15 protein-coding genes are annotated in these 14593 nt (G+C 32.9%); 9 read left to right on the top strand and 6 right to left on the bottom strand.

The window, feature by feature from the left end:
* Window positions 1-27: 27 nt before the first annotated feature.
* The 4 genes from ACHRVL_RS10205 to ACHRVL_RS10190 all read left to right on the top strand — a co-directional run bounded on the left by ACHRVL_RS10205 (window position 28) and on the right by ACHRVL_RS10190 (window position 6219).
* Window positions 28-1671: a DUF6377 domain-containing protein gene (locus tag ACHRVL_RS10205; protein WP_395412397.1), complete on the top strand. Its 1644-nt coding sequence runs from the start codon at window positions 28-30 to the stop codon at window positions 1669-1671.
* A 206-nt stretch (window positions 1672-1877) separates the two neighbouring features.
* Window positions 1878-4094: a glycoside hydrolase family 3 C-terminal domain-containing protein gene (locus ACHRVL_RS10200; RefSeq protein ID WP_395412394.1), complete on the top strand. Its 2217-nt coding sequence runs from the start codon at window positions 1878-1880 to the stop codon at window positions 4092-4094.
* Window positions 4095-4252: 158 nt separating this feature from the next.
* Window positions 4253-4900: a DUF1349 domain-containing protein gene (locus ACHRVL_RS10195; protein ID WP_395412392.1), complete on the top strand. Its 648-nt coding sequence runs from the start codon at window positions 4253-4255 to the stop codon at window positions 4898-4900.
* A 170-nt stretch (window positions 4901-5070) separates the two neighbouring features.
* Entirely contained in the window at window positions 5071-6219 is a 1149-nt protein-coding gene (locus ACHRVL_RS10190) for an acyltransferase family protein (RefSeq protein ID WP_395412390.1), read from the top strand.
* A gap of 208 nt (window positions 6220-6427) precedes the next feature.
* Here ACHRVL_RS10190 and tyrS read toward each other — a convergent pair whose 3' ends face one another.
* The 3 genes from tyrS to ACHRVL_RS10175 form a co-directional block, all read right to left on the bottom strand.
* Window positions 6428-7630 (bottom strand): tyrosine--tRNA ligase, encoded by a 1203-nt coding sequence (gene tyrS / locus ACHRVL_RS10185; RefSeq protein WP_395412388.1) that lies wholly within the window; start codon window positions 7628-7630, stop codon window positions 6428-6430.
* Window positions 7631-7852: 222 nt separating this feature from the next.
* On the bottom strand, window positions 7853-8959 hold the full coding sequence (locus tag ACHRVL_RS10180; protein WP_395412387.1) for an NADH:flavin oxidoreductase: 1107 nt from the start codon (window positions 8957-8959) through the stop codon (window positions 7853-7855).
* Window positions 8960-8965: 6 nt separating this feature from the next.
* Window positions 8966-9268, bottom strand: coding sequence for a helix-turn-helix transcriptional regulator (locus tag ACHRVL_RS10175; protein WP_012025367.1), 303 nt, complete (start codon window positions 9266-9268; stop codon window positions 8966-8968).
* Window positions 9269-9432: 164 nt separating this feature from the next.
* Here ACHRVL_RS10175 and ACHRVL_RS10170 point away from each other — a divergent pair, with 164 nt between their 5' ends.
* The gene (locus ACHRVL_RS10170; RefSeq protein WP_395412384.1) at window positions 9433-9927 is read left to right on the top strand and encodes a TlpA family protein disulfide reductase; all 495 of its coding nucleotides are present in this window, start codon (window positions 9433-9435) and stop codon (window positions 9925-9927) included.
* Window positions 9924-10409: a hypothetical protein gene (locus tag ACHRVL_RS10165; protein WP_395412382.1), complete on the top strand. Its 486-nt coding sequence runs from the start codon at window positions 9924-9926 to the stop codon at window positions 10407-10409. Before ACHRVL_RS10170 ends, ACHRVL_RS10165 begins: the two co-directional genes overlap by 4 nt.
* A 46-nt stretch (window positions 10410-10455) precedes the next feature.
* On the opposite strand, the gene ACHRVL_RS10160 is transcribed toward ACHRVL_RS10165, so the two are convergent.
* From ACHRVL_RS10160 to ACHRVL_RS10150, 3 genes are read right to left on the bottom strand one after another with little or no spacing between them, the layout of a single operon-like run.
* Window positions 10456-10956, bottom strand: coding sequence for a hypothetical protein (locus ACHRVL_RS10160; protein WP_395412381.1), 501 nt, complete (start codon window positions 10954-10956; stop codon window positions 10456-10458).
* A 58-nt stretch (window positions 10957-11014) separates the two neighbouring features.
* Window positions 11015-11881 carry a chromate resistance protein ChrB domain-containing protein gene (locus tag ACHRVL_RS10155; protein ID WP_395412379.1) on the bottom strand — a complete coding sequence of 289 codons (867 nt, stop codon included), beginning with the start codon at window positions 11879-11881 and terminating at the stop codon, window positions 11015-11017.
* 20 nt (window positions 11882-11901) lie between these two features.
* Window positions 11902-12285, bottom strand: a complete 384-nt coding sequence (locus ACHRVL_RS10150) for a hypothetical protein (protein WP_395412376.1) — start codon at window positions 12283-12285, stop codon at window positions 11902-11904.
* 263 nt (window positions 12286-12548) lie between these two features.
* Here ACHRVL_RS10150 and ACHRVL_RS10145 point away from each other — a divergent pair, with 263 nt between their 5' ends.
* The 3 genes from ACHRVL_RS10145 to ACHRVL_RS10135 all read left to right on the top strand — a co-directional run bounded on the left by ACHRVL_RS10145 (window position 12549) and on the right by ACHRVL_RS10135 (window position 14461).
* A complete protein-coding gene (locus tag ACHRVL_RS10145; RefSeq protein ID WP_395412373.1) occupies window positions 12549-13418 on the top strand; it encodes a helix-turn-helix domain-containing protein in 870 nt (289 codons plus the stop codon).
* 189 nt (window positions 13419-13607) lie between these two features.
* Window positions 13608-14024, top strand: coding sequence for a cupin domain-containing protein (locus tag ACHRVL_RS10140; RefSeq protein ID WP_395412371.1), 417 nt, complete (start codon window positions 13608-13610; stop codon window positions 14022-14024).
* A 23-nt stretch (window positions 14025-14047) separates the two neighbouring features.
* Window positions 14048-14461, top strand: a complete 414-nt coding sequence (locus tag ACHRVL_RS10135) for a cupin domain-containing protein (RefSeq protein ID WP_395412369.1) — start codon at window positions 14048-14050, stop codon at window positions 14459-14461.
* Window positions 14462-14593 lie beyond the last annotated feature (132 nt).

Genomic DNA, 14593 nt, shown 5'->3' with positions numbered 1-14593 from the left:
TTGTAATTCTTTTTACCTTAAATCAACTTGAAAAAATACGTACTGTTTTTATTCTTCGTTCTCGTAAACGTTCCTGTATTTGCTGCAGACAGCATTGATGATATTTTAGCGAAACTAAATCGTGCTTTAGAAAACAAAGAACATTACGTTAAACTAAAAGAAGAGCGGATTTTAAACTTCAAAAAGATTAAATCGGATAGTTTAACAAAGGAGCAGGAGTACAATTACAACAAAACATTATATACAGAATATCAAAAATTCAATTCTGATTCAGCTATTTTTTATGTAAAAAAGAACTTAAAAATTGCCGATCAGCTTCAAAACAAAGATTTACTGCATTTAGCCCAATTACAGTTAGTAACGCTTTATTCCTCATCAGGAAAATATCGCGAATCTGAAGCCATTTTAAAAAGTATCGACAAGAGTAAATTATCCAAAAATTTACTTCCCAATTATTTCATTGCTTACCGCGAGTTTTTTGAGCATTATGCTGCCAATAGTTACAGTATACACTACATTGAGCAGATACAAAAATACAGAGATTCTTTATTGACGGTTTTAGACCCAAAATCAATAACCTATAAAATCAATAAAATCCAGCAAGATATTTATCATAAAAAACTGGTAAGCTCTCAAAAAGAATTGTTGTTATTATTGAAAAACTCAAAAGAAGAAGAGCCTCAATATGCAATGATTACCTATTTACTGGGAAAAATTTATGAGAAAACACATCAAGTCGAATTACAGAAAAAATACTACGCACTTTCAGCCACTGCAGATATTAAAAATGTAAACAAGGACAATGCATCTATTCAGGAACTGGCTTTAGTTTTTTATGAAATAGAAGATGTCGATATGGCCTATAAACTTACACAATCAGCCATTGAAGATGCGCTTTACTGCAATGTACAATTTCGCACCTTGTTAATGTCTGAAGTGTATTCGATTATTAATACCGTTTATTTAGAGAAAGAAGCAAAACGAAAAACAGAGCTGCAGCTGTATTTATTATGCATAAGCTTATTATCGGCCTTTTTGATTGCGGCTGTGATTTATGTTTACAAACAAATGAAAAGAGTTTCTAAAATACGTGGAGAACTTTATGAAACCAGTCAAAAATTAGCAGAATTAAATCAAGATATATCCGAAACAAATAAACAGCTGCAAGAACGCAACGCACAATTATCAGAATCAAACCATGTAAAAGAGGAATATATTGCCCATTTTTTCAGTCTTTGTTCTACTTATATCAATAAATTAGAAAATTACCGAATCATTCTAAACAAGAAAGCAACAGCAAAACAGTTTGACGAAATTTATAAGATCCTAAAATCAACAACACTAGTAGATAATGAACTTGAAGAACTTTATAAAAATTTTGATATCATTTTTCTGAATTTATATCCAACGTTTGTAAAAGATTTTAATGCACTTTTGATTAAAGAAGAACAGATCATTTTAAAACAGGGAGAATTGCTAAATACTGAACTTCGCATTTTTGCTTTAATCCGCCTTGGAATTACAGACAGCGTTAAGATTGCAGCATTTCTTCGTTATTCTTTAAGTACAATTTATAATTATCGAACAAGAGCTCGGAATAAAGCAGCAGTTTCGAGAAATGATTTTGAAGAAATGGTCATAAAAATTGGTTTAATTACACAAAAAATGTAGTTTTTGGTTTTAAAAGCACTACTTTTTTTGCTTCTTAATTTTGTTTAATTATTTGAAAATCAAATATTTAAATTTTTAATTCACTACTTTTTTTCGTTTAAAAATCTAACACGAACTATAACGTTTTAGTTTTACAATATTATTAAATGGTGCAAAATGATTGCTTGTATCTTTAAATAAATTGAATGCTTAAATAATTAATAGTTATGTTTAAAAACGTTAAAACAATCGTTGTTTTAGTTTTATTGAGTTCATTCGGATTGAATGCGCAAAATAAAGTCCCTGTTTATCTAGATGATAAAAAGCCAATTAATGAACGTGTAGAAGATGCGCTTTCTCGAATGACTACCGACGAGAAAATTGCCATGATTCATGCACAGTCAAAATTTAGCTCTCCAGGTGTACCAAGATTAGGAATTCCTGAAAACTGGATGACTGACGGACCTCACGGAATTCGCCCTGAAGTAAAATGGGACGAATGGGACCAAGCGGGCTGGACAAATGATTCTTGTATTGCATTTCCGGCTTTAACAGCACTTTCGGCAACATGGAATAAAGAATTAGCTCATTTATATGGCAAATCACTAGGAGAAGAGGCGCGTTACCGAAACAAAAATGTTCTATTAGGACCAGGAGTAAATATTTATAGAAGTCCATTAAACGGCCGTAACTTTGAATACATGGGCGAAGACCCATTTTTAGCTTCAAAAATGGTTGTTCCTTACATTAAAGGTGTGCAGTCAAACGGAGTAGCGGCTTGTGTAAAACATTTTGCTTTAAACAATCAAGAAACAAAACGTAATTCTGTTGACGTAATCGTAGATGATCGTGCTTTGTACGAAATATATCTGCCTGCTTTTAAAGCCGCAGTTCAAGAAGGTGACGTTTGGTCAATTATGGGTGCTTACAATAAATACAAAGGTCAGCAATGCTGCCACAATGAATTTTTATTGAATGATATACTTCGCGGTGAATGGGGCTTTAAAGGAGCTGTAGTTTCAGATTGGGGAGGTGTGAGCGATACAAAACAATCGATTCATAATGGTTTGGACATGGAATTTGGTTCTTGGACAAACGGACTTTCTTGGGGAACAAGTAACGCTTATGATAATTACTTTTTAGCAAAACCTTATTCAGAAATGATAAAAAAAGGTGAAGTTGGAACTAAAGAATTAGACGAAAAAGTGCGTCGTGTTTTACGTTTATCTTTCTTGACAACAATGGATAGAAATCGCCCTTTTGGATCATTTGGAACTCCGGAACATGCTGAAGCCGGCCGTAAAATTGCCGAAGAAGGTATTGTATTATTGCAAAACACAAACAACATTCTGCCAATTAACCTTTCTAAAACTAAGAAAATTGCTGTAATTGGTGAGAATGCAATTAAAATGATGACTGTTGGCGGTGGAAGTTCTTCTCTTAAAGCAAAATATGAAATTACGCCACTTGAAGGTTTAAAGAAAAGAATTGGCAGTCAAGCTGAAATTGTGTACGCTCGTGGTTATGTAGGAGATCCAACAAGCGATTATAATGGGGTTATAGCTAAAGTAAGTTTAGAAGACAAACGTTCTCCTGCAGAATTGACTGCAGAAGCATTAAAAGCGGCTAAAGATGCTGATATCGTTCTTTTTATTGGCGGTTTAAATAAAAGCGACAAACAAGATGCTGAAGGATTCGATCGTACAGAACTTGGGCTTCCGTACAATCAAGATAAACTAATTACTGATTTAGCGAAAGTAAATAAAAACATCGTTTTTGTAAATATATCTGGAAATGCAGTTGCAATGCCTTGGATTAAAGAAGTTCCAGGAATTGTACAAGGATGGTTCTTAGGAACAGAAGCAGGGACTGCTCTAGCTGCAATTTTAGTTGGAGATGCAAATCCATCAGGAAAACTTTCTTTTACTTTCCCAGTAAAATTATCAGATAATGGTGCGCACGCTTTAGGAGAATTTCCAGGTGGAGATACTGTAAAATACAACGAAAGTATTTTTGTTGGTTACAGATGGGCAGATAAACAAAAAGCAAAACCATTGTTCTCATTTGGACACGGTTTAAGTTACACCACTTTTGCATACGAAAAAGTTACTGCTGATAAAAAACAAATGAGTATTGGAGATCAAATTACATTTTCGGTAAAAGTAAAAAACACAGGAAGTAGAGAAGGTGCAGAAGTTGTTCAGCTTTATATTAGTGATTTGAAATCTTCATTGCCACGCCCAATAAAAGAATTAAAAGGTTTTGAGAAAATTTTGCTTAAAGCTGGAGAAGAAAAAACAGTAACCTTTACAGTTGATAAAACAGCTTTAAGTTTCTTTGATGATAAAAAACATGACTGGGTGGCTGAACCTGGAGATTTCGAAGCAATTATTGGAGCTTCTTCAACAGATATAAAATCTAAAGTGGGATTCTCACTTAAATAATTTCATTATTTCTAAATTGGTTGGTTAGTAAAGCTGCAAGTGTAAAAAGTTGCAGCTTTGCTTTTTAGCTAAACTTACCTTTAAGGTATTGAGTTAATTAAGGAATTAAACTTATTATCTTACAGCGTAAAAAATACTTTATTATCTAAATTGTTATTATGAAAAAAGTTTTACTTGGGGCAATGACGTTACTTTTAGCCCAAAATCTTTCGGCGCAAAGCCTAAATAAAATGCAATGGTTTAATGAACCTGAAAAATGGGAAATTAAAAACAATACTTTAATTATGAATGTTACTCCAAACAGCGATTACTGGCGTATTTCTCATTACGGATTTACGGTTGATGATGCGCCTTTTTATTATGCTGATTATGGTGGAGAGTTTGAGGTAAAGGTAAAACTAACAGGGAATTATATTGCTCGGTTTGACCAAATGGGGCTTATGATTCGTGTTGATGAAAAAAATTATATCAAAACCGGAGTTGAGTTTGTAGACGGCAAATTTAACATCAGCACCGTAGTTACACACGACAAAAGTGATTGGAGCGTTACAACACTGGAAAAAGCACCGCCTTTTATTTGGATAAAAGCCGTTAGACGATTAGATGCCGTCGAAGTGTTTTTCTCTTATGATGATAAAAATTATATAATGACCAGAAATGCGCCTTTGCAGGATAATAAGCCCGTAATGGTAGGATTAATGGCTGCTTCGCCAGATGGAAAAGGTTTTGAAGCAAAGTTTGAAAATTTTTCTGTAAAACATTTACCAGATCAACGCAGAACAGAATGGCTTAAAAATCATCAGTAGTTAAATGAGATAATTTTTTCTGTTTTTATTGCATATGAATACATATTGCAAAAAAAACGCATTTTTTTTTGCAACTAAGTTAAAACCTGACTTTCATTGCAAAAAAAAACGCTATTTTAGCCAATGCCAAATAACATAAATTAATCTTTTAACCACAAAAAAAGTATTTTATGAGTTCAATTTCTATTGACATTAAACCAAAAAAACATTATGAAATTTTAGACGGTTTACGTGGAGTGGCTGCAGTTCTAGTCGTTATTTTTCACATCTTCGAGGCTTTTAATGAGGGAAGCCGATTTAAACAACTTATGAATCACGGTTATTTGGCTGTTGATTTCTTTTTTCTTTTATCAGGTTTTGTTGTTGCATATGCCTATGATGATCGTTGGGGCAAGCTGACGCAATGGGAGTTTTACAAACGTCGTTTAATTCGTTTACAACCCATGGTAATTATGGGAATGATAATAGGAGCCATTTTCTATTATTTTCAAGCCTCAGATGTTATGTTCCCGCAGATTGCAGGAATGGAAGTATGGAAAGTAATTTTAACCATGGTGATTGGTTTTACCTTATTGCCAATTCCGCCATCATTAGAAATCAGAGGGTGGGGAGAAATGCATCCGCTAGATGGGCCTGCATGGTCTTTATTCTTTGAGTATATTGGTAATATTTTATACGCCTTATTCTTTCGTAAATTTTCAAATACTGTTTTATCAATCTTCGTTTTGATATTTGCAGGTATGCTTATCAATTTAACCGTTTTTGGACCAAAAGGTGATGTTATTGGAGGCTGGTCGTTAAATCTTGAGCAAATGAATATTGGTTTTACACGTTTGTTGTATCCATTCTTTGCAGGAGTTTTATTATCAAGATTAGGAAAACTAATTCATATCAAAGGTGCTTTTTGGGTTTGCAGCCTTTTAATCATCATTATTTTCAGTATACCAAGACTTGGCGACGAAAACAGTTTATGGATGAACGGTTTATATGAATCGTTTTGTATTATTGTTTTATTTCCAATAATTGTTGCAATTGGAGCAGGAGGACAGATCACAAATCCTGTATCGCTTAAAGTATGTAAAGCTTTAGGAGATATTTCATATCCAATTTACATCATACATTATCCATTAATTTACTGGTATATGGCTTGGGTTGCTGATAACAAAGTTACTTTGAAAGAAGGTTACCCATTAGGAATTTTAGTTTTATTTTCGAGTATTGTAATTGCAATATTATGTTTGAAATTCTATGATGAACCTGTTCGAAATTGGCTTACAAATAAATATCAAAAACTAAAAACAGCTGTAGCTAATAATTAGTTTTTTTAAAGGGACAAAGGCTCAGAGCAGTAAAGGTTCAAAGGACAAAAAAACTCTGTCCCTTTGGACCTTTGCAACTTTGAAGCTAAAAAAAAACAAAGGTTCAAAGGACAAAGTAAAAAACTCTGTTCCTTTGAACCTTTGTAACTTTGAACTTAAAACAAAAACATTGAATTTCTAAATTTCATATTTTCATCTCTTTCGTATTTTATAGTAATTCATAGAAATTTCTCTTTCCAATTTTGATTTTTGTTTCTTTTTCTAATGAAATCATTTCGAACGGATTTAGAATTTTTTGATTATTAATCTGAACTGCACCACTTTCAATCAATCTTCTATTTGCCGACTTCGTAATGTCATTTTTAATTAAAGAACAAAGATCAATTAAGGTTATTCCATTCTTTTCAATTTTTAAAGAAGATATCATAACTGAGACAAATGATTTTGACTCCAAATTTTTATTTTGAAATTGATTAATGAAGAATTCTTCAGCTTCTTCGGCACTATTTTTATTATGGTACTGAGTGATAATATTTTTCGCAATCAACTTTTTAATATTCATTGGATTATCATTTTCCAATCTTTTTTTGATTTCTTGTTTTTCTTCTAATGAAAAATCGGTTGTCAATTCCAAGAACTCTAAAATGAGAGCGTCTGGAATCGACATCGTTTTTCCAAACATTTCGTTTGGTTCGTCTATTAATCCAATTGTATTGTGCAACGATTTACTCATTTTTTCTTTTCCGTCAAGTCCTTTTAGCAATGGCATGCACATCACAATTTGTCCTGGTATGTTAAAATTTTCCTGTAATTGTCTTCCCATAGTGCAATTAAATAACTGATCTGTGCCGCCCATTTCGATGTCGGCATTGATTTTTACAGAATCAAAACCCTGTAAAATAGGGTAAACCAATTCATGCATTGCAATTGGCGTGTTTTCTGAAAAGCGTTTGTTAAAATCATTTCTGTGCATCAGTTGAGCAACTGTAACATTTGACATAATCTGAATTATTTCAGAAAAAGATAGTTTGTCCAACCATTCTGAATTGAAAACGATTTTTGTTTTCTCAACATCAATAATTTTCGACAATTGCGAAATATAAGTCTCGGCATTATGTTTTACTTCTTCAGTACTCAATGGTTTTCGACTTTTGCTTTTCCCAGTAGGATCACCAATTCTGGCAGTAAAGCTTCCTACTACAATTACAATTTGATGTCCTAAATCCTGAAATTGTTTTAGTTTTTTCAAAACAACAGCATGTCCCAAATGCAAATCGGGAGCGGTTGGATCAAAACCAAGCTTGATAATTAACTTTCTGTTTTCTTTTTCAGCTAGATTTATTTTTTCTTTCAAGCCATTTTCAGGAAGAAATATTGCTGCATTTTCTTTAAGTTTTTGAATTGTTTCCATTTTTTGAAAATAAAAAAGCCCGGACAAAATGCCCGGGCTTAAAGGTTGATATATAATTTATTCTTTTAATTTACAATCGTGAATACGTTGAATTATATGCATAGCCTTTCCGAGCAAGTATTATTGCATAATAATAAGTGCTGAAAAAAGGAAGGCGTAATATGCTGTTCAAGAATTTCATTCGATTGCAAATATAATTTTTTAATTAATAACTTTTAAAATTTATTCTAATATCAATTGGCCTAAAGCTTCTTTACTGAAACCTTTTAGTTCTCCAGTTTTTCCTTCTTTAATTTTGGCAACCCAATTCGGATCAGATAAAAGAGGTCTTCCAACGGCAACTAAATCAAAATCGCCTCTGTCGAAACGTCTGTTTAATTCCTCTAAAGAAGTTGGCTCAGAACTTTCACCCGCAAATGCACCAAAGAAATCACTGGAAAGTCCAACAGAACCTACTGTAATAGTTGGAGTTCCGGTTACTTTTTTAGCCCATCCTGCAAAATTCAGATCAGAACCTTCAAACTCAGGCTCCCAAAATCTGCGTTGCGAACAATGCAAAACATCCACACCAACATCAACAAGAGGAGTTAGCCAAGCTTCTAATTCCTGCGGATTTTTAGCCAATTTATAGTTGTAATCAGAAGGTTTAAATTGAGAAAATCTCATAATAACAGCGAAATCATTTCCTACCTGTTTTCTAATTTCTTTTACAACCTCGATAGCAAAACGATTACGTTCCGGCAATGTTTTACCACCATAAATATCAGTACGCAGATTCGTTTCGGCTCTAAAGAATTGATCTATTAAATAACCGTGTGCACCGTGAATTTCGATAGTATCAAAACCCAATCTTTTGGCATCAGCAGCAGCTTTACCAAAAGCTAGAATTGTATCTTCAATATCTTTTTCAGACATGGCAATTCCATTTTTAAAATCTGGACGATTTAATCCAGATGGTCCTTCAAAAGGAACAGGAGGAACCCATCCAGAATGGTGATTATCCATAACGCCCATATGCCAAATTTGCGGTCCCATTTGTCCGCCGGCAGCATGAACTTCGTCAATCACTTCTTTCCAGCCGTTTAAAGCTTGCTCACCGTAAAAGTGAGGTACATTTGCATCATTAGATGACGAAGGTCTGTCGATTACTGTTCCTTCAGATAATATTAAACCAACTTCACCTTCAGCTCTTTTTTGGTAGTAAGAAGCTACTTCGTCAGTTGGAACTCCATTTGGAGAAAAAGAGCGCGTCATTGGCGCCATTACGATTCGGTTTTTAAGATTTAACGTTTTTAGGTTAAATGGCGAAAACAGGTTGTTTGTACTCATAGTAATTTACAAATTAGATTGAATTAATTTACTAAGTGCTTCAAAGGCACCTTCGTTGCGTTTATAATAAGTCCATTGCCCGACACGCTTGGCTTCGATGAATCCGGCGCGTTGTAAAATAGACAAGTATTCAGATACTGTAGATTGTGTTAAGCCGGCTTTGGCTTGAATTTGTCCCACACAAACTCCGTGTTCAAATCCACCATGCTCAAGCTGTCCCGGAAAGTTTATTTCGGGTTCCTTCAGCCATTCCAGCATTTGTAGTCTAGACTTGTTAGAGAGTGCCTTAAATATTTCTATATTTTCCATGGTACAAATATATCGACTTTTCCCGATATACCAATTAAGCAAAATGTTTTTAGCAAAACTTTATGACGGAGGAGAGGAAAGTACAATAAAAAGAATCAAAAAAATAATTAGAAAATTTATATTTGCTTCTAGTTTCAAAAGCTCCAAACTACTAAACTTAATCAATGATGAAAAAAACTTTACTGGCTTCAATATTTCTATTTTGCATAATAACGGGTTCAAAAGCACAAACCGTTGGCACTGATGTTGGCGACATCGCTCCCGAAATTGACCTTCCAGATTTAAAAGGCGATCTAGTGGCACTTTCTTCTTTAAGAGGTTCTCTAGTCTTAGTCGATTTTTGGGCATCTTGGTGCGGCCCTTGTATAAAAGAACAACCTTTAATACTTAAATTATACAATACGTATCCTGATAAATTATCAATTTACAGTGTTTCTATGGATACTAAAAAAACGCTTTGGCAGACAGCTGTAACAAAAGGAAAACTACCTTGGGTAAATGTCAGTGATTTAAAATACTGGCAGTCTCCAGTTGTTGGCGATTATATGCTTCAATCTGTTCCGTTAAACTTTTTAGTGGATAAAAACGGAATTATTCTAGCAAAAAACATTCATGGACAGGCTTTGGAAAACAAAATTAAAAGTTTGTTAGCGCCATGATGCTTCATAAAATGGAATCAAACCTTTCTTTATCAGACTTTCGTACAAGATTACAGAATAGTATCGAAATTGGCTCTTTAAAAGTGAATTTAAGCCGTTTTAGATTATTTCCTATATTCGGCGGAGTAAAACCTTTTTACGGACTTTTTGATGACACCAGTTTTCGATTAACAATAAATTCAGCTGCATCTCCAACAATTTTTATTGTGAGAGGAAATTATAAAAACATTAATAATAAAGTTAATGTAAGTTATGTTGTTGAAGAAAATAGCAAATTTCAATTGCTTTGGACACAATATTCTCCAGTAGTTTTTCTAATATTTATTAATATTTTTTTTCTTTTCATTGGCAGAGGCCTCAGGCGGGCAACTACAATTGTGAGTTTGTTTCTCCTTATTGTTATATTCTATTCAAGATGGAAAGAAGAAAGAAAAAGAAAAAAATTAGAGCAAAAATTCATCAGAGTTTTTGAAATTAGATGAGTCTAAAAAAAGATAAGCTTATTTCAACTTATTTTTTTAAGAGATTTTAAAAAGCAATTCCAAATTGAAAACCAATCGTAAAAGAAGCGGGATGATTATTGCCAAAACGAACGGGCAGCGGAACAGCCGCAAAATAACTGCAGTTGTCACTTTTTATGATGGTTTTATTTATTACAGGAGTTATGCCGTATCTGCCGCTGCTTTCAAAAGCGGCTCTTCCTGCAAAAGTATAACCATGTCCTAAGGCAACCAAAACACCAGGATGAAACAATAAATTAGTTACTTTATCGCTGTTTCCTTGTACTTTTATATTAGGAACAACTTCAAATGAAAATCCTATTTTTTGATTCTTCCAAATATTAATCCCGGTAGGAAAACCAACAGCATAATAATCTCTAAAATTTACACTAGTTTGTTCATCGCTAAAAGTCACGATAGGATGAAGAATTCCGAAATAACCCGTAATTTTTGGATAAACAGTTTGTGAAAATGCATTGAAACTTAAAAAGAATAAAACAACAGGAAAAAGGTGTTTGAATGAAATCATAATAGTTTTGTTAATTAAAAAACAAAACTATAGACAATGCAATTTTATAAATAGTATGCTATTTACCTTTTGTATTTGAATTACTTTTAAGTGCGTTTTTACGATACGACGAAGGATTTTTACCCGTTTGCAGTTTAAATATTCTAGTAAAGTGACTTTGATCTGAAAAACCGGTCATATAGGCTATCTCTGTTAAAGTATAAGTTGAACTCTCAATAAGATTTATAGCTTTCTCAATTCTAAGCTTTCGGACATATTCTCCAAAGTTTAAATCTTCAAAATACTTAGAAAATTCTCTTGATAAATAGGAAGGATTAAGCTCTAAATCATTTGAAATTTTCTTTAGATCAAAAGTAAATTGTGCATCGATTTGATCTTGAATTATGTTTTTTAATTCCTTAACCCATAAAGGTGTTTTTTGATTTGTTTTTTTCTCGATCAAAAACTTTTTATATACTTCATGAAGCAGATTTTCAAACGGACTATTTTGAAGATGATTTTGTTTATACAAATGTTTTGCCCAGCTGTAAAGCGCATCATAAAGCTTTAATCCTGTTTCTAATAACTCGGTATCATTAGTAATGTTATGAGAAAGCCCAGCAGAAATTGCCCAAAGTCCCGCGGCTTCTTTTGCAAGTTCGTGGCGGTCCGTATCGGCGCCGCGAACAATTTTAGCCATAATTAGAACCGCAGGATCAACAATTTCATATTTTTTTATAATGTAATCAAAAGTGCATTCTTCATTATAATGGGTAAATTCTACTTCGGGAATATCAAACGGAATTGCATCTAGTTGTTTTGCTTTTTCTAAAACTTCATTAAAAGGCACGTAAATAAACTCGGCATCACTGTCAACAAATTTTTTGATCAGCCACGGACTTGCGATCCTGTCAATTTTTGGTCTTTCACGAGTGATCCATTTCATTACTTTTCAGAGAATTAAAACTAGTCGTTATCTGCTCCGGATTTTTTAACGCCGCCAAAACTTGTTTTCATCATTTCTCTAATTTGGAATTGTGTTTTGTTTCGGGTAACACTTTTCCATTCGTCAAAATCATAAATATAAATTTGATCTGCATATGGATTTGTAACAAAAAAAAGTCTTGATATAGAGAATTTGTAATATTTTAATTCATGCGAAATGTGACGATCAGGTACAACAATAAGAATCGTGTCCCAATCTAGAAAATTCTTAGGAACGTCCTCTCTTTCAGTTAATCCAAGAGATTCAAAAAAGGCGAGTATCTTTTGGTCATTATTCTTATCGATTTTTTCATCGATACGTTTAATGGCATTAAGAAGCTTTTTTTCATCTTTAATAACACTCATAGTAATCTTTGTTTTTTTATTTTTTATATAAAATTACATCAAATCAGAATCATTTTATGAAGTATAGCCAATAGAATGATTCTAAATTTTTAATAACCATTTTCATGCCATATAAAGAAGCTCTTACATCTAATTTAATGACACAAACCGTACTTCTGTTTTCAGCATAGTTTATTTTGAAAAAAGGCTTTGAAAATTTTCACGTAAGATTTGTCTAAAGAAAAACAGCTGAAAAATATATTTGATTTTCATAACTTTGCAAAATGAATAATCAAACAGAAACTCAGAGTTGCGATTTTACTTCAGATTTAAAACTTAAAGGTTTTAAAGTATATCAAATAAATGGAGATCAAAGTAAAATTCCGGTTTACAGCCGTCGGGATTTTTATAAAATTTGTATCAATACCAGTAAAAGTATCATACAATATGCTGACCGTGGAATAGAGACTGATGGAACTATTTTGTTTTTTGGTAATCCAATTATTCCGTATTCGTGGGAAACTATCTCTGAAGGTTACGAAGGTTATGCCTGCGTTTTTACAGAAGAGTTTCTAAAATCAAAAGACCGTTCAGAAACACTTCACGAATCACCTTTGTTTAAAATAGGGGGAACGCCAATATTTTCTTTAAATGCTGAGCAGAAGATTTTTATAGACTCTTTGTTTCAGAAAATGATTAAAGAATATGAAACGGATTATGTTTTTAAAGACGATTTAATGCGCAGCTACGTCAATTTGATAATTCACGAATCGATGAAAATGCAGCCCTCAGAAAACTTCTTCAAACATAAAAATGCATCTTCAAGAATTACCTCTTTGTTTTTAGAACTGCTCGAAAGACAATTTCCTATAGAGACTAAAAATGAACCGCTGATTTTAAAAACACCTCAGGATTACGCACAAAGTCTTGCTGTGCACGTAAATCATTTAAATCGTTCTGTAAAAGAAGTTACAGGAAAACCAACTACTGCTCATATTACAGAGCGTATTATTGGCGAAGCAAAAGCTTTATTACAGCATACAGACTGGAGTATTTCGGATATTGGTTATTCGCTTGGATTCGAATATCCGAGTTATTTTAATAATTATTTTAAAAGACTTACGGGAACGGTTCCAAAATCATTGAGAACATAAATTGTTTCAATTTCTTAATTTTTTGTTTGAATATTGTTATTTTGCAAAAGCCGGCTTGAACTACTTTTGCCTTGAAATTATAGTATTAATCTTTTATCAGTTTTTAATAGACTAAATAATACTTCATAAAGCGCACTCTAGCTTTCTCGATTTAGTTTTCTGATTCTGATAATTCCAAATAAGAAAATTATGAAAGCATCAGAAAATGAATTTAATACAAGTATTTTTCCAAAAGGAGATTTAGCAGCTGCCGCTTATTTTACAGGAAAAGCATGGGTAAAAATGTTAGTTCCAAACGATCCAGTTTTAAATACAGCTGTTGGAAATGTTGTGTTTGAGGCTGGTGCACGAAACAATTGGCACACACATCCAGGCGGACAAATCTTAATTGTAACGCAGGGAACTGGATACTATCAAGAAGCAGGAAAACCCATTCAGCTGCTTCGAGTGGGTGATGTAATAAATATTCAGCCAGAACTAAAACATTGGCACGGCGCATCACCAAACAGCGAATTTACGCATATCGCCATAAGTACAAATACGGAAAGAGGTATTGTAGACTGGCTTGAACCTGTGACTGATGAAGAATATAATAGTTTTAAATAAAAATTAATCTCAAAAAATAACTTATGTCAACAAATTATACAGCTGTAATTGAAGAAGGAAAAGTACCGAATACGTATATGACGGGCGAAGTATCTTATAAAAAACAAACAAGCGAAATTCATCCCGAGAATACCGTAATTAAAGAAGTAACATTTGAACCTTGCGCAAGAAGTAAATGGCATAAAAATGCAAGTTTACATATGCTTATAGCAACAAACGGAGTTGGTTTTTACCAAGAAAAAGGAGGTGAAATAAGAACACTTCATAAAGATGAAGTGGTTACAATTTTACCTGGAATTGAGCATTGGTATGGCGCGACACCTTTTAGTAAGTTCTCGTATATCACTATTATTACAGAAATAGACAAAGGTGCAGGAGTTTGGCTGGAAAGTGTAAATGATGAAGAATATTATGGAACTTCAAATTATAAGATTTAAAACACATAGCATTAATACTATAATTTTATAGTATTACAAATAACAAAAGAGTTCTGTTGTATTGATCCAGAGCTCTTTTTTGTTTAACAAAGAAACTGAGGTTTAAAATAGTTTTTATATTCTTAAATTCTA

Origin of the sequence: Flavobacterium sp. FlaQc-28 (genome assembly GCF_044007415.1) — a bacterium.
In the GTDB taxonomy this organism is placed as follows: Bacteria; Bacteroidota; Bacteroidia; order Flavobacteriales; family Flavobacteriaceae; genus Flavobacterium.
The sequence above is the reverse complement of the archived record's forward strand: the minus strand, read 5'-3'. Positions and strand labels throughout refer to the sequence as shown.